Origin of the sequence: Helicobacter sp. MIT 11-5569, assembly GCF_000765695.2 — a bacterium.
Classification (GTDB): Bacteria; Campylobacterota; Campylobacteria; order Campylobacterales; family Helicobacteraceae; genus Helicobacter_D.
Genome location: NZ_JRPB02000010.1, coordinates 40,512 through 62,838 on the forward strand (window position 1 = coordinate 40,512; position 22,327 = coordinate 62,838).

23 protein-coding genes and 1 pseudogene are annotated in these 22,327 nt (G+C 35.8%); 15 read left to right on the top strand and 9 right to left on the bottom strand.

Annotated elements, in window-relative coordinates; all coding sequences use genetic code 11:
• Window positions 1-4 precede the first annotated feature (4 nt).
• The 5 genes from LS70_RS08170 to LS70_RS08190 form a co-directional block, all read right to left on the bottom strand.
• Window positions 5-691: a 5'-methylthioadenosine/adenosylhomocysteine nucleosidase gene (locus LS70_RS08170; protein ID WP_034286856.1), complete on the bottom strand. Its 687-nt coding sequence runs from the start codon at window positions 689-691 to the stop codon at window positions 5-7.
• A gap of 1 nt (window position 692) precedes the next feature.
• Window positions 693-1,613: an ACP S-malonyltransferase gene (fabD, locus tag LS70_RS08175; RefSeq protein ID WP_034286847.1), complete on the bottom strand. Its 921-nt coding sequence runs from the start codon at window positions 1,611-1,613 to the stop codon at window positions 693-695.
• Between the two features lie 11 nt (window positions 1,614-1,624).
• Entirely contained in the window at window positions 1,625-3,223 is a 1,599-nt protein-coding gene (argS, locus tag LS70_RS08180; RefSeq protein WP_034289981.1) for an arginine--tRNA ligase, read from the bottom strand.
• 2 nt (window positions 3,224-3,225) lie between these two features.
• Window positions 3,226-3,462 carry a twin-arginine translocase TatA/TatE family subunit gene (locus LS70_RS08185; RefSeq protein ID WP_034286845.1) on the bottom strand — a complete coding sequence of 79 codons (237 nt, stop codon included), beginning with the start codon at window positions 3,460-3,462 and terminating at the stop codon, window positions 3,226-3,228.
• A gap of 107 nt (window positions 3,463-3,569) precedes the next feature.
• Window positions 3,570-4,592 carry an RluA family pseudouridine synthase gene (locus LS70_RS08190; RefSeq protein WP_052083240.1) on the bottom strand — a complete coding sequence of 341 codons (1,023 nt, stop codon included), beginning with the start codon at window positions 4,590-4,592 and terminating at the stop codon, window positions 3,570-3,572.
• 61 nt (window positions 4,593-4,653) lie between these two features.
• Here LS70_RS08190 and LS70_RS10330 point away from each other — a divergent pair, with 61 nt between their 5' ends.
• The 15 genes and pseudogenes from LS70_RS10330 to LS70_RS08265 all read left to right on the top strand — a co-directional run bounded on the left by LS70_RS10330 (window position 4,654) and on the right by LS70_RS08265 (window position 17,332).
• Window positions 4,654-4,782, top strand: coding sequence for a hypothetical protein (locus LS70_RS10330; protein ID WP_268902948.1), 129 nt, complete (start codon window positions 4,654-4,656; stop codon window positions 4,780-4,782).
• Complete coding sequence (locus tag LS70_RS08195; RefSeq protein WP_034286842.1) at window positions 4,779-5,939, top strand: DNA-methyltransferase; 1,161 nt, start codon at window positions 4,779-4,781, stop codon at window positions 5,937-5,939. Before LS70_RS10330 ends, LS70_RS08195 begins: the two co-directional genes overlap by 4 nt.
• Window positions 5,929-6,822, top strand: a complete 894-nt coding sequence (locus LS70_RS08200; protein ID WP_034286840.1) for a CfrBI family restriction endonuclease — start codon at window positions 5,929-5,931, stop codon at window positions 6,820-6,822. The genes LS70_RS08195 and LS70_RS08200 overlap by 11 nt, the downstream gene beginning before the upstream one ends.
• Window positions 6,823-6,905: 83 nt before the next feature.
• Complete coding sequence (purB, locus tag LS70_RS08205) at window positions 6,906-8,234, top strand: adenylosuccinate lyase (RefSeq protein ID WP_034286837.1); 1,329 nt, start codon at window positions 6,906-6,908, stop codon at window positions 8,232-8,234.
• 6 nt (window positions 8,235-8,240) lie between these two features.
• Window positions 8,241-8,939, top strand: a complete 699-nt coding sequence (locus LS70_RS08210) for a BsaWI family type II restriction enzyme (protein ID WP_034286835.1) — start codon at window positions 8,241-8,243, stop codon at window positions 8,937-8,939.
• Window positions 8,936-9,721 (top strand): DNA-methyltransferase, encoded by a 786-nt coding sequence (locus LS70_RS08215; RefSeq protein ID WP_034286833.1) that lies wholly within the window; start codon window positions 8,936-8,938, stop codon window positions 9,719-9,721. The genes LS70_RS08210 and LS70_RS08215 overlap by 4 nt, the downstream gene beginning before the upstream one ends.
• Before the next feature lie 43 nt (window positions 9,722-9,764).
• Window positions 9,765-10,028: a DUF3781 domain-containing protein gene (locus tag LS70_RS08220; RefSeq protein WP_034286830.1), complete on the top strand. Its 264-nt coding sequence runs from the start codon at window positions 9,765-9,767 to the stop codon at window positions 10,026-10,028.
• A 226-nt stretch (window positions 10,029-10,254) separates the two neighbouring features.
• Window positions 10,255-10,457: pseudogene (locus LS70_RS10440) on the top strand (Ada metal-binding domain-containing protein).
• Window positions 10,458-10,469: 12 nt separating this feature from the next.
• Window positions 10,470-10,847 (top strand): antibiotic biosynthesis monooxygenase family protein, encoded by a 378-nt coding sequence (locus tag LS70_RS08235; RefSeq protein ID WP_052083237.1) that lies wholly within the window; start codon window positions 10,470-10,472, stop codon window positions 10,845-10,847.
• Entirely contained in the window at window positions 10,825-11,358 is a 534-nt protein-coding gene (locus LS70_RS08240) for a methylated-DNA--[protein]-cysteine S-methyltransferase (RefSeq protein ID WP_034286828.1), read from the top strand. The genes LS70_RS08235 and LS70_RS08240 overlap by 23 nt, the downstream gene beginning before the upstream one ends.
• 128 nt (window positions 11,359-11,486) lie before the next feature.
• The gene (locus LS70_RS08245) at window positions 11,487-12,638 is read left to right on the top strand and encodes a hydrogenase small subunit (RefSeq protein WP_034286826.1); all 1,152 of its coding nucleotides are present in this window, start codon (window positions 11,487-11,489) and stop codon (window positions 12,636-12,638) included.
• Between the two features lie 14 nt (window positions 12,639-12,652).
• Entirely contained in the window at window positions 12,653-14,386 is a 1,734-nt protein-coding gene (locus LS70_RS08250) for a nickel-dependent hydrogenase large subunit (RefSeq protein ID WP_034286823.1), read from the top strand.
• Between the two features lie 10 nt (window positions 14,387-14,396).
• Window positions 14,397-15,065 (top strand): Ni/Fe-hydrogenase, b-type cytochrome subunit, encoded by a 669-nt coding sequence (cybH, locus tag LS70_RS08255; RefSeq protein WP_034286821.1) that lies wholly within the window; start codon window positions 14,397-14,399, stop codon window positions 15,063-15,065.
• A gap of 75 nt (window positions 15,066-15,140) precedes the next feature.
• Window positions 15,141-15,680 carry a HyaD/HybD family hydrogenase maturation endopeptidase gene (locus LS70_RS08260; RefSeq protein ID WP_034286818.1) on the top strand — a complete coding sequence of 180 codons (540 nt, stop codon included), beginning with the start codon at window positions 15,141-15,143 and terminating at the stop codon, window positions 15,678-15,680.
• Window positions 15,677-17,332 carry a hypothetical protein gene (locus tag LS70_RS08265; RefSeq protein ID WP_052083236.1) on the top strand — a complete coding sequence of 552 codons (1,656 nt, stop codon included), beginning with the start codon at window positions 15,677-15,679 and terminating at the stop codon, window positions 17,330-17,332. The genes LS70_RS08260 and LS70_RS08265 overlap by 4 nt, the downstream gene beginning before the upstream one ends.
• On the opposite strand, the gene LS70_RS08270 is transcribed toward LS70_RS08265, so the two are convergent.
• The 4 genes from LS70_RS08270 to LS70_RS08285 are packed head-to-tail and all read right to left on the bottom strand — an operon-like array spanning window position 17,329 to window position 22,286.
• Entirely contained in the window at window positions 17,329-18,111 is a 783-nt protein-coding gene (locus LS70_RS08270) for a tRNA 2-thiocytidine biosynthesis TtcA family protein (protein WP_034286816.1), read from the bottom strand. The genes LS70_RS08265 and LS70_RS08270 overlap by 4 nt on opposite strands.
• The gene (locus LS70_RS08275) at window positions 18,108-18,437 is read right to left on the bottom strand and encodes a hypothetical protein (RefSeq protein WP_138109417.1); all 330 of its coding nucleotides are present in this window, start codon (window positions 18,435-18,437) and stop codon (window positions 18,108-18,110) included. The genes LS70_RS08270 and LS70_RS08275 overlap by 4 nt, the downstream gene beginning before the upstream one ends.
• Complete coding sequence (locus LS70_RS08280) at window positions 18,427-20,910, bottom strand: DNA methyltransferase (protein ID WP_034286811.1); 2,484 nt, start codon at window positions 20,908-20,910, stop codon at window positions 18,427-18,429. The genes LS70_RS08275 and LS70_RS08280 overlap by 11 nt, the downstream gene beginning before the upstream one ends.
• Window positions 20,910-22,286 carry an MFS transporter gene (locus LS70_RS08285; protein ID WP_034286809.1) on the bottom strand — a complete coding sequence of 459 codons (1,377 nt, stop codon included), beginning with the start codon at window positions 22,284-22,286 and terminating at the stop codon, window positions 20,910-20,912. Before LS70_RS08285 ends, LS70_RS08280 begins: the two co-directional genes overlap by 1 nt.
• Between the last annotated feature and the right edge of the window lie 41 nt (window positions 22,287-22,327).

Sequence of the window (22,327 nt, forward strand, 5' to 3'; positions counted from 1 at the left end):
TCCTTTATAGTTTTTCAATCATTTTGATTACAAGTGCTGCACTAATTCTAGCACTAGATTCTAAAAATTCCTCATAACTTACCAACGCTTCGTCTCCTGCATTATCAGAGATTGCGCGTATCACGCATAGTGGAATCCCTAGATTATCGCACACTACTGCTACGCTTGCTCCTTCCATTTCAATGGCATCAGCATTGAATTCTTTTTTTATCCACTCTTTTTTCTCTTTTGAGCTGATAAATTGGTCTCCTGTTGCTATAATACCTTCATGTAGTGTGATTGCATTTTCTTTAGCAGCTTGTTTTGCAACCGCATTTAAAGCTACATTTGATTCTGTGAAGATTTTGCCTTCTGAAAAATACCCAAAAGGATGTCCAAAAATTGTAATATCAACATCGTGTTGGCATAATTTGGTTGCAAGCACTAAATCGCCAATTCTATAATTTGGGTTAATTCCTCCTGCAACTCCATTAAAAATAATTTTTTGGCAACCAAAACGCAAAATCATCGTGCTAGCAGTAAGCGCAGAATGCACCTTTCCAATACGACTGCACGCAATAATAAGCGTTTTATTGCTTAGTGTAATTTTATAAAATGTATTCCCGCCAAATTCTAGTGTTTCATACGCTTGGTAATGTTCTAGCAATGGCGTAATTTCTTCTTGCATTGCTCCTATGATTCCAATAATCATCTTAGTCCTTTTGTAAAAAGTCTTGAATTTCTGCATAAGTTTGTAAAGAAAGCGTATCTTTTTGGCTTAAGCGTTTATTTAAGCCCTTAAGCACACTTCCTCCACATTCTATAAATCCACTAATTTCACTATCATTTTCACGAATAGATTGTTTATAAAGCACAGGTTGAATTAATTGATTCGCTAATACTTCTAATGCTTGTGATTTTGTATTATAAGGCTTTGCATTAACATTTGAAATAATAGGAAAAGCAAAGGAATCACAAAGTGCAGCTTCTAATAAAACTCTAAATTCTTTACACATTCCTTCTAATATTGGACAATGGCTTGCCACAGACATTGGAAGCATTAATGCTCTCTTTGCTCCAAGTCCTTTTAGTTCGACTTCTAAGCTCTGTAAATCTTCTCTGCCTCCGCCTAGCACCATTTGCCCATCACCATTATAATTTGCGCACCAAACACTTAATCCAAGATTCCGTTTTTTTGCACAAAATTCTTCTAAAGCTGCATCTTCTAAGCCTAAAACAACCATCATTCCTGCTGCTTTGGACTTGCAAGTTTCTTCCATTAAGATTCCGCGTTGGCTCACAAGTGTAAGTGCTGATGCGAAATCTAGCACTCCGCTAGCACATAATGCGCTAAACTCTCCTAAAGAATGTCCGAGTCCAAAGGCAATATCGCCTTTTAATTTTGGAGAAATTAGAGAAAATACGCTAAAGCTCACAAGTAAAATTGCAGGTTGTGTGTATTGTGTGCTATTAAGCTTTGCATTTTCTGTAAAGCAAAGTTTTTGCATATCTTCTTTTAGAATCTCACTTGCTTGTTCAAATAATGCCCTAACTTCCGCACTATTTTCAAATAAATCTTTACCCATACCAACATTTTGGCTACCTTGACCCGGGAAAATGACTGCCTTACTCAAAAACTCTCCTTTTACATACTAACTTTTGCTTTAACGCCAAGCAAACTTAAACCTAAAGCAATAGAATGTGCCACAACAGCAAGCACCCTTAAGATCTGTTCTGTATTCTCTGTGTTTAAAATTTTTGTTTCGTTGTAGAAATGGTGGAATTCTCCTGCTAGTGTGTAGAGATAATCCACGACTTTATTCACCAAACGTTGTGAAAACGCATCTGCTAAAACCTTGTTGATTCCCAAAGCAGAAACTAGCAAATTGCACAAATTTTCTTGCATGCCCTTTAATGATTTTATGGATTTATCTAGTGGAAGATTCTTAAAAGATTCTATATTAAAATCAGATTTTGAAAATAATGTGTGGATTCTAGCGTGTGCGTAGTTGATATAATACACAGGATTGCTGGAATCTTGCTTTTTTAGCAACTCCACATCAAATTCTAAATGCGTATCGGGTTTTTTGCTTAAAAACATAAGACGCAATGCGTCTGCACCGACTTCTTCTGCAACATCTTTCATTAAGATGAAATTCCCTGCACGCTTGCTCATTTTATAAGGTTTTCCGTCTTTTAAAAGTGCAACCATTTGTGCTAATAAAACTTCTAGTTTTTGTGCTTCAAAGCCTAAAAATGCAATAGCTGCTTTAACTCTAGCAATATATCCGTGGTGGTCTGCACCCCAAATGTTAATGTAATGCTCAAAATTGCGCTCAAACTTGTCTTTGTGGTAGATAATATCGCCCGCTAAATAAGTTGGCTCACCATTTTCGCGCACAATGACGCGGTCTTTTTCATCTCCATACGTTGTGGATTGTAGCCAAAGCTTATCTTCGCTTTCATAGACTCCTTGATGTGCTTTTAAGGATTCTAATGTGGAATCCCATTGTGCAAAAAGTTCTTTTTCGCTCGCATAAGTATCAAATGTGATTCCAACTTGTGCAAGATTGTTTTTTATCTCTTGGAGCATTTTATCCTTGCCAAAGAGACAAAGCTTATCTAGCGATTCTAAACTTTCAAAAACGCTATTACCTAATTCCTTTTTTGCTTCTTCAGCAAGTTCAAAGACATATTCCCCTTGATAGCATTCTTGTGGTAACTCACTGCTTTCTCCAAAAAGCAAAGCGCGCCCGGCATAATAAATGGATTTGCCAAGTTTTTCAATCTGAGCACCTGCGTCATTGACATAATATTCAGTATGAATTGCATAGCCTAAAAATCGTCCGATTCTAGCTAAACTATCCCCAAATGCTGCTCCGCGCGCGTGCCCTATGTGTAATGGTCCTGTTGGATTTGCGCTCACATATTCTAGCAAAATACTTTTTTGTGGTGCTTTTTTGTGTGAGTTTTCTTGCAAAAATTCCCACGCACATTGCCCTAAAAATTCTTCGCTAACGCTAAAATTGACATAGCCATTCACTACATTAACGCTTGCAATTTGCGGGAGAGATTCTAATTTTTCTGCAAATTCTTGTGCGATAATTTGCGGGGCTTTGCGTAATTCTTTTGCAAAACTAAAAGTTGGTAGCGCAAAATGCCCAAAATTTTTATCGCGTGGCTTTTCTAGCACACTTGAAACACCAAGTGCGGAATCGACAATTTCTTTAACCGCTTGATACATAATTACACTTTTGCAGTTTCGCTAGGTTTAGAATCCGTTGTGTTTGCAGTAGTAGAAGTAGTTTTGTCTTGTTCGATTTTTGTATTTTGTGCGACCTCTTCTTCATCTTCTTTGACTGCTTTTTTGAAATTTTTGATTCCAGAGCCTAAACCTTTTGCCAAATCAGGAATCTTTTTTGCTCCAAAAAGCACAACAATAATCAACAAAACAATAAGTAGCTGCTGAACGCTTGGCATCATTTGTAGAATCCTTATAAAGAGAAATTTCTAGGATTATAGCATAATTCCACTTGCACACCAAACCTTTATTTAAGATTCTGTGTTTTTGTTACTTTAAAAAATATGCTTTAAAAAGTGTTAAAAGTCTTTTGGTTAATCTCAAAATTTTCAATGCTTTTGAAGTAATAATCATTGCCATTATAATGGAATCGCAGGCTATAAGCATGTAGCATTAAGCGCGTAGAGCCAAAATATTCTATTCGCTTTGCATCACTCAAGCCGCAATCACTCTTGCAAAATTGATTTTGCGATTCCTTTTCCTTTTCTATCGGCTTTGGAGCGATAAATTCTGCATCTAAATATTCTCTGCTGTGAGAATCTTGCGTGCCATAGAGTGGGTCGCCAAGAATCGGAAAGCCAAGTGCGGATAAATGTAAGCGGATTTGGTGGGTGCGCCCTGTTTTTGGACGCACTTTAAGCAGTGTATAACACGCTTTGGAATCCCAAAAGTTTCCAAGTATTTCAAACTCACTTTTTGCTTCTTTAAATTTCAAAAAGCTAGAATGAGATTCTCCCGAAAATTTAGAGCGCACGCACAAATCTCCACCTTTTGGCTGTGTTGCTAGTGGTAAAGAAAGGCAAAAATCCTTTGTGCCAAATTTGCTTTTGCTAAAATCCCCTTTCACAAGTGCTAGATATTCTTTTTCAATTTTATTGTTTGCAAAGCTCTCGCCAAGCTCGCTAATGCTTTTTTTATGCTTGCCAACAAGCACCAAACCGCTTGTTTCTTTATCAATTCTATGCGTGAGATTTGCTGTATTCCCCAAATATGCGCGCACCTCATCAATAAGGCTATGATGATGGAATCGCCCTTTTGGGTGGATTAGCATTTTTGCAGGCTTGTTAAAAATCGCAAAATCTGCATTTTCATAAAGTGGTTTTAAGCCCACAGAATCCGACTTAAAAACTAGCACTTGCACGCAGTCGTGAAGTAGTTTTGCCTTTTCTTGCAAAATTTCGCCCTTATAGCGCACTTTGCCTTTGTTGATATAACGTTGCGCGTCCGCCATATTAAGATGTAGATTTTGCATTAAAAATTGATAGGCTTTTGTGGGAGAATCTATAACAAACTCTTCGTAAATATAGGGCATTTTCTAACTTTTAAGGGGCGTTGTGCTAGAATTTTAACATATTAAAAGCAAAAGTTAAATAATGGAATTTTTAAGCACCTATCTTAATACGATTCAAGACATTACTATAAATGATAAAGAACACACGCACCGCACTGCTTTAGAGAATCTAGCGAATGGGCAACAGAAAAGGAGGGTTAGCAAACGATGACAATACAGCAAAGTTTGTTTTGTGTAATCACCATAGAATCCGTTAAAAAACTGGGGCTTGAAAAATCAGATTCTAATTTAGCTATTCTTTTGGATATGTTTATGCAAGAAGTATTGAGTATAGAAATTCAAAGAGAAATTATTTCGTCTATTGGTAGGCAAAAAAATAATGATAAAATTTATGATTTTTTAAGTAAAGAAGCTTTCAATAATCATTATATGGAAGTCATTTATCAAATGTTTCGTACCTGTCTTTATAAGTCAAAAGAAGATATGAGGTTTGCAGATTTGAGGGATAGAATCTTAAAGCATTATAACAATGAAGTTATGCAAAAAATGCTTGAATACCATAGTTTTAGAAAAGAAAAAAAGAGAGATTTAAAATCTCAAAGACAGATTCTCAAACCCTCTTTGCTTATAGGGGATAATCGCATTACACTTAATAAAATTCAAGAACAGCAAGTACAGCTTATTTTTACTTCACCCCCATATTATAATGCGAGGCTTTATAGTGATTACAGAAGCTATAGTGATTATTTGGATTCTATGAAAGACACTTTAAGGCAATGCCATAGAATTTTAGAAAATGGCAGATTTATCCTTATTAATGTTTCTCCTGTAATTACAAAAAGAGCAGGGAGGGAGTTTGAATCTATTAGGTACCCTATACATTTTGATTTTCATAATATTTTATGTGAAAGTGGATTTTATTTTATAGATGAGATTATTTGGATAAAACCTGAATATTCTGTGCCAAATCGCATAGCGGGATATTTGCAAACCAAAAAACCTCTAAGTTATAAACCAAATTGTGTTACTGAAAGCATTATGGTATATCGCAAAAACGCATCTTTCTTATTAGATAAAAATATTAAAGATTATGATAAAAATTTAAAAAATGATGAGCAAATAGATTCAACAAATTGTTGGTATATTTCTCCCAAATCAGATAAAAATCACCCAGCAGTTTTTCCAGAGGAGCTTTGCCAAAAGGTATTAAAGTATTATTCTTTTGAAGGTGATGTGGTATGCGACCCTTTTGCGGGTAGTGGGACATTCGGGAGAGTTGCAAACGCAATGAACAGGATTCCGCTTTTATGTGAGCAAAATTTAGAGTATGCAGAAAAATTAAAACAAGGTGGCTTCAATGAGATTTGATGATATAGTTATTAATAAAACGATAGAAAAGCTTTTAAAGGGACAAGATTATAGAGAGGAAGTTATCAATGCAATTAATTTAGAATTTTTAGATTTTGCACTTGATTTTTTCAAACAAATTTTAGAAGCAAAAATCAATGATACAAATATTAATCTGCAATGGTATAAAAAGCATTTTATTAACAATTCTAAGATAGAACCTAATGAGGCAGCAATTTTTGCAGGAATGAACAAAAAGACAATTAGCAATATTTATGGTAGTGCAACTAAAGAAATTGTGCTTAATGTGGCCAATACTAATATTGATTATTTGGAATCCCTTTTGGAAACTTTAGGAGATAATGGTGAAAATATAGGTATTAACATTAAAATTTCTTATAAAGAAATTTCAGTAGAACTTAATTTAAGTGAGAGCTTATTGGTTATTAATGCTTTAGCAACTAAAAAAATCGCATTGCGTGGAGGGGCGTGGAGCAGTATAGGCAAAAGGGTTGAAAAACCTTTAATGTTAGCATTATGCCAACAATGTAGAGTAGAAAAAGATTTTATTGATGACGCAATTTTTAAGAAAAATGGAGAGCTTGATTTTGACAGAGAGGTAGATTTTAAACTTTACAATTTTGATAAAAGCAAGGAATACAAAGTTGAAGTAAAATTGATGGGTAAGGGTAATCCAGAATCTGCTGATGCTGTAATTGCAAGGGATACTGATATTTTTATAGCAGATACATTAAGTGTGCAGAATAAGAATCAGCTTAAATCTTTGGGAATCGAATATTTAGAGCTTAAAAATAATCAAAATTGTTTAGAAGATTTTAGGGTGATTTTAGAAAAATTAAATATTCCAACAAAATACACAAAGAAAGATTCAAACCTTACATAAAAGTTTGAATTTGGAGCAAGAAATTGCCAAGATTGATTTATAGGCTTGATTTATGGGATTAATTTAATTTAAAGGAGTTTAAAATGGTAGAGCGATATGCACGTGAAAAGATGAAAAAACTTTGGGATATGAATGCGAAATATTCCGCGTGGCTAGAGGTAGAAAAGGCGTTGGTTAGAGGGTGGAATAAGCTAGGATTGATTCCAGATTCTGATTGTGAGAAAATTTGCCAAAATGCGAAATTTGATATTGCAAGAATTGATGAAATTGAAGCAGTAACTAAACACGACCTCATCGCCTTTACTACAAGTGTCGCAGAATCTTTGGGCGAGGAGTCGCGTTGGTTTCATTATGGCATTACTTCTAGTGATTGTATTGATACCGCAGTGGCGTTGCAAATGCGCGATTCTTTGAAAATCATCATTGAAGATGTGGAGGAGCTAAGCGAAAAAATTAAACTTCGTGCAATGGAGCATAAAGACACGCTTATGGTAGGGCGAAGTCATGGAATCCACGGAGAACCTATTACTTTTGGGCTTGTTTGTGCAATATGGTATGATGAGATGAAAAGGCATTTAAAGGCACTAAATGCCACACTTGAAGTGATTTCAGTCGGGCAGCTTAGCGGGGCAATGGGGAATCTTGCACATACGCCTATTGAGCTAGAAGAGCTTGTGTGTGAGGATTTGGGGCTTAAAGCCGCACCGGCGAGTAATCAAGTGATTCAGCGCGATAGATACGCAAGATTAATGAGTGATTTAGCCCTGCTTGCTAGTAGCTGTGAAAAAATCGCTGTGGAGATTCGGCATTTGCAAAGAACCGAAGTTTATGAAGCAGAAGAGTATTTTAGCGAAGGGCAAAAGGGAAGTTCAGCAATGCCACACAAACGCAACCCAGTGCTAAGTGAGAATATCACGGGGCTTTGTAGAGTGATACGTTCCTTTGCGATTCCAGCAATGGAAAATGTCGCATTGTGGCATGAGAGGGATATTAGCCATAGTAGCGTGGAGCGATTTATTTTGCCTGATAGTTTTATTACAACTGATTTTATGCTAACTAGGCTTAGCACACTTATAGAAAAACTTGTAATTTATCCTAAAAATATGATGAAAAATCTTAATCTAACCGGTGGGCTTGTGTTTTCACAAAGAATATTATTAGAACTTCCTAAAAAAGGTGTTAGCCGAGAAAATGCTTATAAAATCGTGCAACGCAACGCGATGAAAGTTTGGGGAGATTTGCAAGAGGGCAAAGCCGCTGTAAATGAAAAAGGAGAATCGCTTTATTTGCAATATCTTTTAGCAGATTCTGAACTTGTTGGATTAATCGGCGAGGAAGCTATTAAAGAGTGCTTTGAGTTTAGTTATTACACAAAAAATGTAGATTCTATCTTTAAGCGAGTGTTTGGGTGAGCGGAGATGAAGCCTTATGAGAGAATAGCAGAGGATTTTAAAGTTTTCCTTTTAGAGAAAGGAGACAATGCGTATAATTGCTTAAAAGACTTTTTTGAAATTCAAAAAGAGCAGTTTTATACAATAAAAATCAATGAATTAAAAGCACAAGGATTAAGCGAACAAGAAGCGATAACTAAGACTAGACAAGGTTGGGTAAGTGTAATTGGCAGAAGCCTTGAAATTGTGATTGAAATTCTTATTGCAGGATTTTGTCAGAAATATAATCTCAAAACTACAAATGATAAAATTTTGCGTTCAAAAAAATTGAATTGTGAGCTAGATTCTGTAAAAAGAATGTTATTGGTGCATTTTGGCGATTATAGTGTCTTGCCTGATGGAGATATTATTATTTACAAAGTAGAATCTAAACTCCCAAAAATCCTAGCAATTTTATCTATTAAAAACTCTTTTAGAGAGCGATATACTGAAATACCTTATTGGAAGTTGAAGCTTTTAGAGGCGGAGACAACAAAGCATATTAAAGTATTTATGATAACTCCGGATAATGATGATGAGATAAGCTTTAAAGAAAATCCAAAAAAATCACGCATTGTTATGGAATATGAACTTGATGGAATCTACCTTGCTAAAACCTCCTTTGATAAAAGCGATAAAATTAAGGGTATAGAATCTCTGCTTAATGATTTAAGGAAATTATTATGACAAAACAAGCAGTCATAAAGCCTACTCCCTATTTTACGCATAATAACTGCACACTTTATCAAGGCAATGTGCTAAATGCTAGTCAATTTGAAGATGAATCTTTTGATTTAATTATAACTTCACCCCCTTATAATGTTGGTATTGCATACAATTCAAATGAGGATTCTAATGACTATAAAGAATATTTGGAGTTTTGCAAAGAGTGGCTTGATAATTGTTATTTTTGGGCAAAAAATGGGGCAAGATTTTGTTTGAATATCCCTCTTGATAAAAATAAGGGTGGAAATCAAAGTATGGGGGCAGATTTAACGACTTTAGCTAAAAGTATAGGTTGGAAATATCATAGCACCATTGTTTGGAATGAGGGTAATATTTCAAGGCGGACTGCGTGGGGGAGTTGGCTTAGTGCTTCTGCACCTTATGTTATTGCACCTGTGGAACTTATTTTGGTGCTTTATAAAAATGAATGGAAGAAAAAACAAAAAGGTATTAGTGATATATCCAAAGAAGAGTTTATGGCTTGGACAAATGGATTGTGGAGCTTTAATGGAGAATCTAAAAAACGCATTGGACACCCAGCCCCATTTCCTAGAGAACTACCCAAACGCTGCATTAAGCTGTTTTCTTATGTGGGAGATGTAGTGTTTGACCCATTTTGTGGTAGCGGGACAACACTTTTAGAAGCAAAATCTAATAATCGCATAGGTGTAGGATTAGAGCTTGATTTACAATATTGCGAACTTATTAAAAATAGGTTAAAAGAAAATATAAAATTATTTTGATTTTATTAAGCAAATAAATTTAATACAGAAACTACCTTTACATATGAAATCTAACAGCAAACAACTACTAAACAACATCAATAAAATCCATACCACTTTATTAGGTGTGGATAGAATCAAGAAAAACCTTAAACTAAGTAATGATATTAATGTTGTTGAATATTGTAAAAATATCATCTTAGATAAAAATTGCAGAATCTATGAGCAAGGAAAAAATTACTATTGTGAAATTAACCGCACACCATATAAAGAAAAGATAACCATTAATGCTAACAATTACACAATTATTACAGCGCATTTGTTGTAATTATCTAGGCTAGATTGTATTTATGCTTCCTTTTCAAACTTCGTTACCCTTAGCTTGTCTTTTTCTTCATAACTGCAAACTTTACCATATTTTCTACGTTTTTGATTTTGTATAAATCTGAAGTGTGTTACAATTTCGAGTCTTTTTCAAAGAATCAAAATTTGCAAAATAGTTTATATTTTCTAAAAATAAAGGATAAGTGGGAATGCCACTCATACAAGAAGAAATGGTAAAAATTTGTCAAAATCGTGATAAAAGCTTCAATGGTAAATTTTTCCTTGCAGTTAAAACAACCAAAATTGTATGCAATCCTGCATGTCCCTCAAAGATTCCATTAGAAAAAATATGATTTTCTATGATACTCTAAGCCAAGCGTTAGAAGATGGATACAGACCTTGTAAAGTTTGTATGAAAGAAATGCAAAAATAAAGGGAGTTTGGAATGAATGAAATTATTGTATTGTTTGAAGTAACTATAAAAAACGAGAAGATAAAAGATTATCTAGCTATGGCGGAATCTCTAAAAGGCGAACTTTCTAAGATAGAGGGTTTTATCCACGCTGAGAGGTTTTCTTCTTTAGCTATTCCAAATAAATTGCTTAGCATGACGATTTGGAAAGATGAAGCTAGTGTTGAGCGGTGGCGAAACCAACTTGCTCACCGAGCATACCAAAAACTTGGAAGGAATGAGCTGTTTATAGATTATAAAATCTCTGTGGTTGCCCCTCTTCGCACTTATACTATGTCAAACCGACAAAATGCCCCCAAAGATTCTAATAGTTTTTTGAGGAGTGATAATGCAATATACAACAATATATAATTCTCCCATAGGAGAAATACTACTTGCTGCTGATGAGGTTGGATTAACTGGCTTATGGTTTGAAAATGAAAAATATTATGCAAATAATTTAGATTCCAAACACCAAAGCAAAAATACAGCGATTCTTGATAAGGCAAAATGTTGGCTAGATATATATTTTTCAGGACAAAAGCCAGACTTTATGCCACCTCTTCATCAATTAGGAACGCCCTTTCGTTTGCAAGTTTGGGAGCATTTATTAAAGATTCCTTATGGAGAAACAACCACCTATGGAGAGCTTGCAAAAACAATTGCCCGACAAAAAGGAATCTCTAAAATGTCTGCCCAAGCTGTGGGTAATGCGGTGGGGCATAATGAAATCTCTATTATTATTCCTTGTCATCGCGTGGTTGGCACAAATGGGAGTTTGACAGGCTATGCGGGCGGAATTGATAAAAAAATACAACTTCTTAAGCTAGAAAACGCTTTTGAGGCGGATTTTTTTATTCCTAAACACAGCACTGCCCCATAAAATAAGGTTAAAATTTTTATCAATTTGGGGAATAAATAAGTTTTCTGTAGTTTAAATTAAGCAAAAAAAGAGTAAATTTTAATTTACTTTTTTTAAAAATTGTCAATATTTCCATAAAAGGAGGACTAATGGAAAGGGAAAATAACTTACTCCAACAAGTGGAGAGTAGGCTTGCAGAGATTGCGAAGTTTCCAGCCTTGAAAAAAGGCAATAGTATTAAAAAAATGCTCAAAGAAAAAGGAATCTCAAGAAGAGATTTTATGAAGTGGGCAGGAGCAATGACTGCAATGCTTTCGCTTCCTGCAAGTTTTGCTCCACTAACAGCTAAAGCAGCAGAAGTCGCAGACCGCTTACCAGTGATTTGGCTACACTTAGCAGAATGCACAGGCTGTAGTGAAAGCTTGTTAAGAAGCGATGGACCCGGTATTGATAGTTTAATTTTTGATTATATTTCGTTGGAATATCACGAAACTTTAATGGCAGCAGCAGGCTATCAAGCAGAAGAAAATTTGGAATCCGCGATTGAGCGTTACAAAGGACGCTATGTGTTAATGGTAGAAGGTGGAGTTCCAACTGCACTAGAAGGGCAATATTTAACGATTGGAGCGCATGGAAAAACAGGTTTGCAAAGTGCTAAAGAAGCAAGTGAAAATGCAGCTGCAATTTTTGCGATTGGGACTTGTTCTAGCTTTGGTGGAATCCAAGCCGCAAATCCAAATCCAACTGCAGCAAAACCTTTAAGTGCTGTTACTAATAAACCTGTGATTAATGTTCCGGGTTGTCCGCCAAGTGAAAAAAATATTGTAGGTAATGTTCTGCATTTTATTCTTTTTGGCACATTGCCAAGCCTTGATGCGTATAATCGTCCAAAATGGGCTTATGGCTTAAGAATCCACGATTTGTGTGAAAGACGTGGGCATTTTGATGCGGGTGAATTTGTGCAAACTTTTGGTGATGATGGCGCAAAAAATGGCTATTGCTTGTATAAAATGGGCTGTAAAGGACCTTATACTTTCAATAATTGCTCTAAACTTCGCTTTAACTCCCATACAAGTTGGCCTATCCAAGCAGGGCATGGTTGTATTGGTTGTAGTGAGCCAAATTTCTGGGATACAATGGGACCTTTTGAAGAACCGCTTGCAAGTAAGCTTTATGATACACCAATGTTAAATGGAGCTGATAGAACTGCAGATACTATTGGAATCACACTTTTAGGAGCTGCTGCGGTTGGTATGGCAGCACATGCTGTATTAAGCAACGTTAAAAAAGATAAAGAATAGGCAAAGGAGAATCTATGACAAAAAGAATCATTGTAGATCCAATTACAAGAATTGAAGGACATTTAAGGATTGAAGTTATCGTAGATGAAAACAATGTGATTACTGATGCATATTCTAGCTCTACATTGTGGCGCGGATTAGAAGTGATTGTAAAAAATCGCGACCCTAGAGACGTGGGTTTTATGGTGCAAAGAATTTGTGGAGTTTGCACTTATTCGCACTATAAAGCTGGAATTACAGCTGTTGAAAATGCTCTTGGAATCAAGATTCCATTTAATGCAGAAATGGTGCGCTCTTTGATGAATATTTCTCTTGTTTTGCATGACCATTTGGTGCATTTTTATCACTTGCATGGATTAGATTGGTGTGATATTACAGAAGCATTAAAAGCAGACCCTAAAAAAGCTTCCGAGCTAGCATTTAAATATTCTAAGAATCCGATTGCAACAGGTGCAGATGAGTTAGCAAATGTGCAAGAAAGAGTAAAAAAATTTGCTAGTGCAAAACAAGGCTTAGGACCATTTGCAAACGCATATTGGGGGCACAAAACCTACAAATTCTCGCCCGAACAGAATCTAATTGTGCTCTCTCACTATTTAAAAGCACTTGAAGTGCAAAGAGTAGCAGCACAAATGATGGCAATCTTTGGTGCAAAACAGCCCCATCCTCAAAGTTTGACTGTTGGCGGGGTAACTTGTGTGGCAGATGTATTAGACCCAACAAGACTTGGAGATTGGCTAACTAAATACAAAGAAGTTGCTGATTTTATTAATCGTGCGTATTATGCTGATGTTGTAATGGCGGCTGAAATGTATAAAAATGAACCAAGTGTGTTAAAGGGCTGCGGTGTGCGCAATTTCTTATGTCATGCAGAGATTCCAGTCAATCGCAATGAAACACTTTATAGCACAGGAATCGTGCGCGGTGGAGATATTTCAAAACTGCTTGATTTAGATGAAGAGTTAATTACAGAAGAAGCAACACACTCTTGGTATGCAAATAATAAGCCGCTTCACCCTTATGATGGTGAAACAGAGCCAAATTATACAGGTTTTGTCGATAAAGATACAGTTGGACCAGATGGAAATCTAATCAAAACAAAAGCACTAGATATAGAGGGCAAATATAGCTGGATTAAATCTCCGCGCTATAATGGTGAAGCAATGGAAGTGGGACCTCTTGCAGCAATCGTTGTGGGGTTAGCTGCAAAAAATCCACGTATTACAAAAGTTGCGACACAATTTTTAGAAGATACAGGATTACCGCTTGAAGCACTCTTTAGCACACTTGGAAGAACGGCTGCAAGAGTTCTTGAGTGCAAACTTTCAGCAGATTATGGAATCGAAGCTTTTAATTCTTTAGTAGAGAACCTAAAAAGCGACCAAACAACTTGCGCACCTTATAACATTGATAACAAGAAAGAATACAAAGGACGCTATATTGGTAATGTGCCACGCGGGACATTGAGCCACTGGGTGAGAATCAAAGATGGTGTTGTATCAAATTATCAATGCGTTGTGCCAAGCACTTGGAATGCAGGACCAAAAGATTCCAAAAATCAAATGGGTCCTTATGAAGCATCGCTTGTTGGTATTAAAATTCAAGACATAACTCAACCACTTGAAATTATCCGAACAATCCATTCTTTTGACCCTTGTATCGCATGCGCTGTGCATTTAATTGATACAAAAGGCAATGAAATTAGTCAATATAAAATTAATCCTATTGCGATGAATTGTAATATCTAAGGGGGCAATAATGGAAACAAAATATAAGCCCATAATGGAGTTTTCAAAACTTACGAGGATTTTTCATTGGGTGAGAGCAATTGCAATTTTTGCACTTATTGCCACAGGTTTTTATCTAGGCTATCCTTTTTTAGCTCCAAATAACTTTAGTGGAGAGCCGACAGGATTCTTATATGCGCTAATGCGTAGCTGGCACTTGATTTTTGGATTTGTGTTAATTGCTGTTACGATTTTTCGTATTTATTTGCTTTTTACAAAAGAGTGCGCAGTAGAGCGCCGCTCTTTTTTGGATTTTATTAATCCTATCACTTGGTTTGGCGTGATTAAAACATATTTGCTTTTTGGTGGGCATCCACGTTTAAAAGGTGCTTATAATCCTTTACAATTTGTTACTTATATTGTTGTTTTATTACTAATTCTTGCGATTTCTCTAACAGGATTAGTTTTATATGCACATGTTTATCACGAGGGATTTGGAGGGTTTATTGCGCCTTTGATGAAGCCTATTGAAGTGCTTTGTGGAGGGCTTGCAAATGTGCGTTTAATCCATCATATTTTAACTTGGGCATTTGTGATTTTTATCCCGATTCATATTTATATGGCAGTTTGGAATGCTACACGTTATCCCGGAAGTGGTGTTGATACAATCCTAAGCGGAGTGAAATTTGAAAAAGAATAGGAATCTCTCCTATTCTTTTGCCACTTCAAATGGTAACTAATCTTCTGCAATTTTATTAATCTTTTAAGGCTTTTTTTGAAAATACTTGTTTTAGGTATCGGCAATATTCTTTTTGGAGATGAAGGCATTGGCGTGCATTTGTCGAATCTTTTGAAGCTAAATTATAAGTTTAGCGGGGAACATTCCGTAGATATTGTAGATGGTGGGACAATGGCGCAACATCTTATTCCTATCATCTCGCAATACGATTCTGTGCTGATTTTGGATTCTATTGATGCAAATGACGCAAAAATCGGTGATGTGTATTTCTTTGATTTTAACGCGATTCCAAATTCTATTACTTGGGCTGGAAGTGCGCATGAAGTGGAAATGCTGCAAACTTTGCAAATGATTGCAATGTTGGGTGATTTACCCCCAACTAAGATTTTAGGAATTAAACCTTTTATTATTGGTGAAGACCCGACTTTTACATTAACGCAAGAGGTTTTGCAAGGAGCTAAGCTTATGGAATCTCAAGCAATACAATATTTAGAATCTCTAGGTGTTTGTGTAGAAAAAATAGACAATCAAAACTTGCAAGAAATTGCATATTTCTCTTATAGGGGTTATGAATGATACTTGCAAGTTTTGTTTTTGAAAATATAGCAAACTTCTATCATACAGATTCGGTCAAAGACTTTTGTATAAAAGCCCTTTATGCAGCCCTTAAAAGTAAGCAGCTTAAAGGGCAGTGTGTGCAAGATTCTAGCCATTCTTTTAGCATTGAAATACAAGGCACACAAGAAGAGATTTTAGCCTTTAGCGATTCCTTAGCACACTATATTCCATTATCTTTGCAGTGGGCATTCAAGGAGTTTGTATTAATAGAATCTTTTAGCACAGAAGGGATTTTAAAATGCGATTCTGCTTGCGATTTTTCTAAAGGAAATTTTTTGACTCCTTTAGAATTGCATAATCTCACAAATAAAGATTCTAAAGATTTTTGCAATCTATGGGCGGAGTTTATTGCTTATTCTCAAGAAAAAATTACTGCTTTGCAAAAAGGTGAAAAGCTAAAAATCACGGATTCTACAATACTGCAGCAAACCTTACAACAAAATGCACAAGCCTTGAAAAATGGAGAGCGCATTTTTTTAAAAACAATTTTTGGAAAATATGAAGTTGCTTTGCTTGATGAAAAGCGTAAAATTACACTTCCAAGCACTTTTATTTTTATGCCTTTTTCTTTGGAAAATACAAAATTGATTTTCAAGGCTGAAGAGCAGGATTTGCAAGCTTTAGCGACATTAGAAAAACCAATGCTCACCCTAAGCTCCAAAAGTATTTTTGCAGAATTTTTTTCTAGTATTTTTGTGAATGTGATTCTGCCTTTTGAGCCTTATTTGGTGCTTTTGAGTAAGTTTTTAGAAGACTATCAAGGTATTTATCTCTTGCCACTAAAAGAAAAGCTAGAAAATGGAATCTGTGAGTTTGTGGAATCTAGTGCGCAACCTTTGCATATTAGCGTAGCTAAAAATGGGTTAATTTTAGCACATAATTTTATCCCCTTTGCTCCTAATGCAAATTTGCATACCCTTAAAAAGACAATCACAAACAATTCTTTAGAGCGCACAAATGCGGTTTATTTAGGTAGAGAAGCCACACGCTTTTTGGTGTATTTTGATGCAAGTTTTAAAGAAGCCTTAGAATTTAACTTTGAATCAAATTTAAGTGCAATTATTGCAACTTTAGAATCGCTAAATGCAACCACACAAAGCTTGCTTAAAAATTTTACTAAAGAAAATAAAGCCTTAATTGCGCATTTAAAATCTTTACCCAAAGATTCCACATTTTCTAACAATCTCCTTGATTTATTGGGGCTTGCGGGCGTGCTATTAGATTTAGGTGATACGAAAGATTTAAAGGAATCTTGCGCAAAAGTTTTGCTAAGTGCTGCTAGTTTTATGGGGCAAAAAGGACCACGCATTGATTTTCGCCTAGAGCGTGATAGTGGAGGCAAGATATTTTTAAACACTTTGCAAACTTTGCGCTCAATAATGAGCTTTAAGCTTGCTGGGGTGGAGATTCCGCTGCTTTGTTTTGGAATCTTGGATTCCTTGGCGGAATTCTTTGCTAACCTTAGTCGTGATATGAATGAAAACTACCAAACGCAAGATATTGTAGTTTGTGGAGAAATGTTTTTAAACAAGCAATTTTTGAATCAATTTCTACACTATCTTCCTAAAAACTCCGAAGTTTTTGGCTGTGAAGTGATGGAGTTTATTTAATCTTGCTTATCCAAATAGCGCAAATCAAACAAACTATTTAAATGCACATTGCTTAATGCGACTTTTAAAGAAGTGAAAAAGTCTGGATTTGCTTCTTCCATTTCTCTTAACATTTGTTTAGTTTTTTCTCTAGCATGTGGGCGTTTGTCGTCTTTTTGCCACATAATTGGGCAGTTACAATCAGGAGCGATATAAATATTATTTTTAGCGATGAAATCTATAATTTGCCTCTCCCGCACGAAAATCAAAGGGCGAATCACAAATAAGCCATTTCCTGCTTTGTAAATTGGTGGCATAGAGCGCAAAGCACCATTATAGGTAAGATTCATCATAAAGCTCTCCGCCGCGTCATCTAAGTGATGTGCTAAGGCGAGTTTGTTATAACCCCCCTCTAGTGCTTTTGTATAAAGCGCACCACGCCGCATACGCGAACAAAAGCTGCAATACACGCTTCCTTCGCGCTTGTTTTCTTCTAAGATTTTATAAATATCTGTGCGATAAAGCTCATAAGGGATTCCATTTTTTTCGCAGTATTCAAAGATATAGTCATACTCGCCCCCGCGCCCATAATCCACAGTCAAGGCTTTAAACTCAAAGTTAAAAGGAGCGTATTTTTTCAATCTTGCAAGCAAAGTGGCAAGTAATATAGAATCCTTGCCCCCGCTTAAGCCCAAAAGCACTTTATCTCCCTCTTTGATTAAGCCTAATTGCGCATTAGTTTGCCCTGTAACTTTTAAGATTTTTTTGCTAATCTCAACATTTTCTTTATCTTTGCTCATTTGAGATTCTTTTGTCTTTTGGTTTTGTGCTTAGCTTTTAGTGCTTGCAAAATCTCAGCATTGCTTTTGAGATTCCAAGTTTGTGTGCTTTCATCAAAGGTAGCTAACTTTTTTAAGACTTTCTTGAGCGTTTCGCCCTCTTTTATTGTAGTGTGGTTTTTCTCTGCGTAGAGTATGGAGGTATAGTGGATATTTTCTATATTTGTTGGCTCACTTTTGCGTTTTAGCACGATAAAAGTGCCATAAATCAACCTTTCATAACTGCTTAAATTTGCTATAACCTCAAATGGATTTACATAATTAACAATCTCTTCTTTACTCATCAAACAAACTCCCTTGTGTGCCTTTTTTGTCTTTTAATTTCCATTGCCTATCTTTCTCGTCAGCAATTTCCCCTAAAATCTCTTTTATCATCTTTTTATTTGCTTGGATTCCATTTTTTGATAATGGAATCACCTTTAAACAAAGATTATCAAAATCTACACCTTGATTTTCAGCTTGTGCTTTTGTTAGCTCACCCAAAATAAAATATCTTACTCTTTCTTCTAGTGGAATCCCATAGTTTAGGATACTTGCTTCATCGCGGATATGATAAAGCTTTGTCGCAGGGTCATAGTCAAAGCGTTCATTAATGAGCGTAACAATGTTATATCCCTTAGCTGCTATTTCAGTGTAACCACCATTGATGCATAAATTCACAAGGTGCGCACTGATTGCCTCCATTGTCGCGCCATTATTTTTGACAATGATTTCCTCTGCATCTTTATAGAAATGCTCTAGCGAATCCAAGCCAACCGCTGTTTTAATGTGTGCTTTTGGATTATCTATTTTTTTAAAATACAAAATCAACTGCCCCTTCAAAACGCGTGTGGGATTTTGCACTTTTTTAAAGCTAGAAATCCCTGTATCTTCTTGGCTCACATAACCAGCATATTCAAAGCCAACATTCTCTGCTGATTCTACGATAATTTGAAAAAGTCTCGGGTCTTGGTGTTGAAATACGAAAGCCAACCAACGATTAAATTTTAACACGCGATACATTTCTTTAAGTGAAGATTTCATTAAATCATAATATTCATAACGACTTTTCTCCAAACTTCCTTTTTCAATACATTCTTTTTCTTTTAAGGACGAATCCACAGGCAAATCCAGCCATACATTCCACATTGTGCTTAAATCAAGATAAGGAATCTTTGCTCCATAAGGTGGGTCAGTATAGATAAAATCCACGCTTTGAGATTCTATTTCTTTTAAGTTTGTTGCATCTGCTTGGAAGATTTTTTCGCCATTAGTTTTATCAAGCAAAGAATCGGTTTTGTCTAAATTCTCTCTTTGGTTAATCATCGCACCCTTAAAGTCTTTAATCACGCCTTGCAAAGGATAAAAATAACTTTGATAAAAAGTATCGCTTGGGGATTTTTCTAGTTCGGTTTTGCCTTTTAAAACGCGTTCAACTTTGCCTCTAAAAGATTCTGTGATATTTACAAATGTTGGCTTTTTTGCAATGCGATAGCGGTAATAACGAAATACACTACTATCACCAGCTTTATTGGTTAAACCCTTATGCTCTGAAATATGATAGGTTAAATTAGCAATATTAAGCGTATTATAAAACGCTAACATCAGTGAATAGCGTAATTCTTTTTGAATCTTTCTATTATAAAAAGTATGTTTGAAAATCAGCTTTCTTAAAAGCGCGAGTTCTGCTAATTGCCTTTTGCTAAAAAGCCCTAAGACAGAATCCACATCGCTACCTTTTGGCAAAATCTCATCGTGTGGAATCCAAAGTGTAGAATCCTGCTCTTTTTGTGTGGCAACCTCTCCAAATTCCTCACTTAGAGCATTTGGATAATATTTGGCATTTTTGAGCATTTGCCTTGCCTCTTTGTCATTTTTGGGCTTTTGGGATTCAAAGTCTGCAATAATTGCCTCGCTTAAATCATAAAGCGCACTTAAATCACATTGCGCACTTAATGCCTTTGCCATAAAGATAGAAAGTGGGTTTAAATCTGTGTGGATTCCAACTCTGCCATTCATCATTGCTTCTATCGCGGTTACTCCACTCCCACCAAAAGGGTCTAAAACGACATCGCCTTCATCAGTGAAGGTTTTGATATTTTGGGTTACAATGTCCCAACTTTGGCGTGTGAAATAAGCCAAACAGCCATAATGTCTAGCTTTTTTTCTTTTTTGTGGCTTGATTATCATTTTTGGCAATTCTCTGCTTAAATACCATTCCTCACTTTTCTTAGGCTTTTTAGAATCTTGGCTTAAAGTCTGTCGCAGGGATTGTGTGGGTGTTGTGAGATATTGTTTAAGAAGCGCAAAGCAATCATTGCTAAAATTATTTGCGAAAATTTCTTGCATTGAGAATTCGCATAAAATCTCTTGTCCTTTTGTTTCAAAAAGCACAAAAGAGATTCCGTTACAAAGTGCATAATATGGGGCTTTGATTTCAGGGTTAATTGCATAATAAAAGGCTTGTCTCTCATTCTTGCTTTGTGCGTTTATTTTCTCTTTTGGAGATTTTGCGTCCAAAACACAATGTAGTTTGGAATCAAGATACAAAACATAATCAGGAAATCGTGTAAGCGTGATTTTTTCATTGCTCCCTAGAATCGTAGGGCTTGTGATTTTAAGACTTCGCACAATTTCAAGTGGTTTTGGATTCTTAAAATCTCGCATTATAAACCCTAGCTTATCCAAAAGCGGTGCGATGAGTAATTCCCGCACAGAATCTTCTTTGAAATTTTCCTTAAATTCTGCATTCTCAAAGTTTGAAAAGTCAAATGTCGGCATTATTTCTCCTTGAAACTTTCTAATGCAAAAAAGTTTGGCAAATGCTCAATGATAAAAGATTCAATTTCTTCTTGGGTTAGCAAATGTTTATCATACTTAATCACTGCTACACGCTCATTTTCATTAATATACCATTCTAAGATTCCGTGTAATTCCATAAGCGATTCTAAGTTTTGGTATGTCGTGGTTTCCTTTAAAGGCAAATAGAGATTTTTTTGCATTGTAGGATTTGCTAAAAGGCTAAAGGTTAGAATCCATAAAAATGAAGCAATCACAACCCATATCACAATAGAAAGCATACTAAAAAATGCGTATAAATGCCCACCTAAGAGTGCGCCAAAAAATGAGCCTAAATATCCAAAAGAAGTGAAAACCCCCATAGCACTACCTTTTTGGTGTGCTTTGCAATAGCGGCTTGCAAGGCTTTGCATAATGGGTTCATGGATAGAAAAACCTACAAAAAAGACTAAAACACCAAAAATAAATACCGCTTGACTTTGGCTTAACATCAACAAATAAGAAAGCACAAAAAGCAAGATTCCGCTTACCATTACTGCTTTAAACTTACCCTTTTTCTCCGCAATAATTGCTGCTGGAATCATCGCAAAAAATCCAAGCAAACTCGCTGGAATATACACTTGCCACAAATCTTCTCTAGGCATTTCAAAGCCTTTAACAAGCGCGATTGGAATGATTAAAAGTGCTAAGGTCATAAAGCCTTTTTGTAAGAAGTTGGTTAGATTCATAATTTGAAGATTCTTATTTTTTAAAATCGTGCTATATTCTTTGCTATTGTTTGAGAAACTATAAGTAATCTTTGGTGCATTTGGCACAGCTACAAAAAGTGCGACTAAAGCAATACAGGCTAGAATGCAGGTTATCCAAAACAAGCTTGGCACGCCAAAATTTGCCGCTAGAATCGGTCCTAAAATAAGTGCTGCGGTAAAGCTTAGCGAAATCGTAGCTCCCATAAATGCCATAGCTTTTGTGCGATTTTCTTCAATCACTAAATCAGCAATCATCGCACTTATAACTCCCCCGACAGCTCCTGCTCCTTGTAATAAACGCCCTAAGATTAAGAGATAAATATCTTCACTAATTGCGCAGATAAAAGAACCAAGCGCAAAAACAATAAGTCCGATTCCTATTAGTGCTTTGCGCCCAAATTTATCGCTTAAAAATCCAAAGGGAATCTGAAAAATCACTTGTGTGAGTGCATAGCCACCCATTGCGATTCCAACTAAAATCGGGCTTACACCTTCTAGCGATAGCGCATAAAGTGATAGCACAGGCATAACAATAAAAAGTCCAAAAAAACGCGAGCCTAAAATCAAACTTAGCGGCAAACTTTGTTTTACCAAAGAATCTTTTGCCATTATTAAAATCCTTTTGCTAAAATTCCAAAATCAAAATTCTA

What these genes read in the sequence shown, in the direction of transcription:
- LS70_RS08170 (WP_034286856.1), bottom strand. Translation starts at nt 691, where the DNA reads ATGATTATTGGAATCATAGGAGCAATGCAAGAAGAAATTACGCCATTG.
- argS (WP_034289981.1), bottom strand. Translation starts at nt 3,223, where the DNA reads ATGTATCAAGCGGTTAAAGAAATTGTCGATTCCGCACTTGGTGTTTCA.
- LS70_RS08185 (WP_034286845.1), bottom strand. Translation starts at nt 3,462, where the DNA reads ATGATGCCAAGCGTTCAGCAGCTACTTATTGTTTTGTTGATTATTGTT.
- LS70_RS08190 (WP_052083240.1), bottom strand. Translation starts at nt 4,592, where the DNA reads ATGCCCTATATTTACGAAGAGTTTGTTATAGATTCTCCCACAAAAGCC.
- LS70_RS10330 (WP_268902948.1), top strand. Translation starts at nt 4,654, where the DNA reads ATGGAATTTTTAAGCACCTATCTTAATACGATTCAAGACATTACTATA.
- LS70_RS08195 (WP_034286842.1), top strand. Translation starts at nt 4,779, where the DNA reads ATGACAATACAGCAAAGTTTGTTTTGTGTAATCACCATAGAATCCGTT.
- LS70_RS08200 (WP_034286840.1), top strand. Translation starts at nt 5,929, where the DNA reads ATGAGATTTGATGATATAGTTATTAATAAAACGATAGAAAAGCTTTTA.
- purB (WP_034286837.1), top strand. Translation starts at nt 6,906, where the DNA reads ATGGTAGAGCGATATGCACGTGAAAAGATGAAAAAACTTTGGGATATG.
- LS70_RS08210 (WP_034286835.1), top strand. Translation starts at nt 8,241, where the DNA reads ATGAAGCCTTATGAGAGAATAGCAGAGGATTTTAAAGTTTTCCTTTTA.
- LS70_RS08215 (WP_034286833.1), top strand. Translation starts at nt 8,936, where the DNA reads ATGACAAAACAAGCAGTCATAAAGCCTACTCCCTATTTTACGCATAAT.
- LS70_RS08220 (WP_034286830.1), top strand. Translation starts at nt 9,765, where the DNA reads ATGAAATCTAACAGCAAACAACTACTAAACAACATCAATAAAATCCAT.
- LS70_RS08235 (WP_052083237.1), top strand. Translation starts at nt 10,470, where the DNA reads ATGAATGAAATTATTGTATTGTTTGAAGTAACTATAAAAAACGAGAAG.
- LS70_RS08240 (WP_034286828.1), top strand. Translation starts at nt 10,825, where the DNA reads ATGCAATATACAACAATATATAATTCTCCCATAGGAGAAATACTACTT.
- LS70_RS08245 (WP_034286826.1), top strand. Translation starts at nt 11,487, where the DNA reads ATGGAAAGGGAAAATAACTTACTCCAACAAGTGGAGAGTAGGCTTGCA.
- LS70_RS08250 (WP_034286823.1), top strand. Translation starts at nt 12,653, where the DNA reads ATGACAAAAAGAATCATTGTAGATCCAATTACAAGAATTGAAGGACAT.
- cybH (WP_034286821.1), top strand. Translation starts at nt 14,397, where the DNA reads ATGGAAACAAAATATAAGCCCATAATGGAGTTTTCAAAACTTACGAGG.
- LS70_RS08265 (WP_052083236.1), top strand. Translation starts at nt 15,677, where the DNA reads ATGATACTTGCAAGTTTTGTTTTTGAAAATATAGCAAACTTCTATCAT.
- LS70_RS08270 (WP_034286816.1), bottom strand. Translation starts at nt 18,111, where the DNA reads ATGAGCAAAGATAAAGAAAATGTTGAGATTAGCAAAAAAATCTTAAAA.
- LS70_RS08280 (WP_034286811.1), bottom strand. Translation starts at nt 20,910, where the DNA reads ATGCCGACATTTGACTTTTCAAACTTTGAGAATGCAGAATTTAAGGAA.
- LS70_RS08285 (WP_034286809.1), bottom strand. Translation starts at nt 22,286, where the DNA reads ATGGCAAAAGATTCTTTGGTAAAACAAAGTTTGCCGCTAAGTTTGATT.